2 protein-coding genes are annotated in these 2,402 nt (G+C 59.7%); both read left to right on the top strand.

Annotation, left to right across the window (positions count from 1 at the left end; translation table 11 throughout):
- Positions 1 to 148: 148 nt before the first annotated feature.
- Complete coding sequence (locus BQ17_RS11895; RefSeq protein ID WP_256091562.1) at positions 149 to 910, top strand: lysophospholipid acyltransferase family protein; 762 nt, start codon at positions 149 to 151, stop codon at positions 908 to 910.
- Between the two features lie 388 nt (positions 911 to 1,298).
- The gene (gene gshB, locus BQ17_RS11890) at positions 1,299 to 2,252 is read left to right on the top strand and encodes a glutathione synthase (RefSeq protein WP_089727322.1); all 954 of its coding nucleotides are present in this window, start codon (positions 1,299 to 1,301) and stop codon (positions 2,250 to 2,252) included.
- Positions 2,253 to 2,402: the final 150 nt, after the last annotated feature.

Raw genomic sequence — 2,402 nt, 5'->3', positions numbered from 1 at the left:
CCGAGGCGCTTAATCGACGCTGGAGCGTCGGGATCTGCTCCCACGCTGGAGCGTGGGGAGCCAGCCGAATATCAATGTGTTAGTTTTTAGGCAGCCTCTTAAATCCTGGTGGCGGTTGCTGCGCGTTAGCGAGCACCTGCTTACGGGCGTGACGATTATCTTGGGCGTTGCCCTAGGGCGGCATTTCGGGTTGCGGGCGGCATGGCTCCCGGAGGTGGTGCGTTGGTGGCATGCGCGCCTTTGTCGCGCGCTCGGCGTGCACATGCAGGTGACGGGCGAGCTCGTTCCCAACGCACTGCTGGTGGCAAATCATGTCTCCTGGCTGGACATTCCAGTACTGGGCTCCCAGGCGCGGATCGATTTTCTGTCCAAGTCGGACATCAAGGCTTGGCCCCTGATCGGCTGGATGGCGGAGATAGTCGGCACCCTCTTCATTGTGCGCGGTGCTAACCAAACGGACGTTCTCATCCCCGAGATCGGTGAACGTGTGCAAAGGGGTAGACACGTGGTGATCTTCCCCGAAGGCACTACTACCGACGGTTCCCGGCTGCACCGCTTTCATCCGCGATTGCTCGCTGCCGGCCAGCTCGAGGGAGTATTGATCCAGCCGGTCGCCCTGCGCTACGGCTCCAACCCTGCGCCGGACCCGGTCGTCCCTTTCATCGGTAATGATGTCCTGCTGTCCCACCTGATGCGGTTAGCGCGCCATCCGGGTTTGCAGGTGCATATCCGGGTGCTTCCGCCGCTGGACGGCAGCGCGCTTTCGCGTCGGCACATCTCCGAGTACTGTCGTCATTCCATCGGTGAGGCACTCGGCCTGGAGACGGTTGACGCGCGTTCGCCCCCAGCCGACCAGAAGGCGGCGCAGCAACCGGTCTCCTCTACGACTCCGTTTGTCGAAACTACCTGAGCGGGAAAGTTAGAATGATGGGTGGAACCGAACGCAGATCTCGCAGATTCGCGTGGTTTAGAGTCCCCGATAGGGAATCTGTAAACCCCTCGCCTTTAGGCGACGGACAAGGAGCCTTGAGATTAAGCTTGTTGGATTGAGGATTACAAGCGGGGTTCCCACACAGCCAGGGACTGTAAGAGACTACCTTTATAGACAGTCTCTCAGCCCATAGTGATTGATTTTGAATATCCGGAAAAATAAGAAAAACATACAACAGGCTTATAGATTATACGAATTGGAGCATCGGTATAACGATTTCGGTCACATCTCTAATTATTATTCGGTAGCCCTGACCAAGCGCCTGGGCGTCCTGACGGCACAATCCGGGATGCGGTAAGATAGGGAGATGCAGCGAGAGATCGGTGTCGTCATGGACCCCATGGGGTCCATCAAGATTGCGAAGGACAGCACCTTCGCCATGCTGTTGGCCGCGGGTCGCAGGCAATGGCGTATCCAGTACATGGAGCTGTCCGACCTGTTTCTGCGCGACGATCGCGCCTGGGCGCGGATGCGGGAGGTCCAGGTTTGGGACGATGCGGCGCTCTGGTACCGCTTCTGCGGCGAGCAGACACGTCCGCTGGATACCCTACCGGTGATTCTGATGCGCAAGGACCCGCCATTCGACATGGAGTACATCTATGCGACCTATCTGCTCGAACGGGCCCAGGCCAAGGGCGTCCGGGTCGTCAACGATCCACGCAGCCTGCGCGACGCGAACGAAAAGCTCTTCATCCTACAATTTCCCCACTGTTGTCCGCCGATCTTGGTCACGCGGCGCAACGCGGACATCGCGGAGTTCCTCGCCCGGCACGGGGAGGTCATACTCAAGCCCCTCGACGGTATGGGAGGCCGCTCCATCTTTCGGGTACCGACCGCGGATCCGAACTTCAATGTGATTGTCGAGACCCTGACCGATCACGGCAATCGGTTCTGCATGGCCCAGAAATTCATCCCTGAAATCGCGGACGGCGACAAGCGTATTCTGCTTATCGACGGCGATCCGGTGCCCTATGCCCTGGCCCGCATACCCAAGCCCGGCGAGACCAGGGGTAACCTCGCCGCTGGGGGGACCGGCGTCGGACAATCCTTGACCGAGCGTGATCGCCGGATCGCCTCCCAGGTCGGACCCGAGCTGCGCCGGCGCGGCATCCTGTTTGCCGGCCTCGACGTGATCGGCGACTATCTTACCGAGATCAACATCACCAGTCCGACCTGCATCCGGGAGTTGGATGCCTGGTTCGGGCTCGACATCGCAGGTAACCTGATGACCAAGCTAGCGGAACAGATGGGTGCCGGTTAACCGGTTAAGAGGCTGTCTAAAAACCAACACATTTTCGGCTGGCTCCCCAGGCTCCAGCGTGGGAGCAGACCTTGTCCCGACGGAGGAGGGATCTGACGCTCCAGCGTCGATTAAGCGCCTCGGTAGGCTAACCGCCAACGCCGATCAGCA

Origin of the sequence: Candidatus Thiosymbion oneisti (genome assembly GCF_900092655.1) — a bacterium.
GTDB classification, from domain to species: Bacteria; Pseudomonadota; Gammaproteobacteria; order Chromatiales; family Chromatiaceae; genus Thiosymbion; species Thiosymbion oneisti.
This window is presented reverse-complemented; position numbering and strand designations above follow the sequence as displayed.

Coding starts and splice junctions, on each gene's coding strand:
- gshB (WP_089727322.1), top strand. CDS start 1,299: ATGCAGCGAGAGATCGGTGTCGTCATGGACCCCATGGGGTCCATCAAG.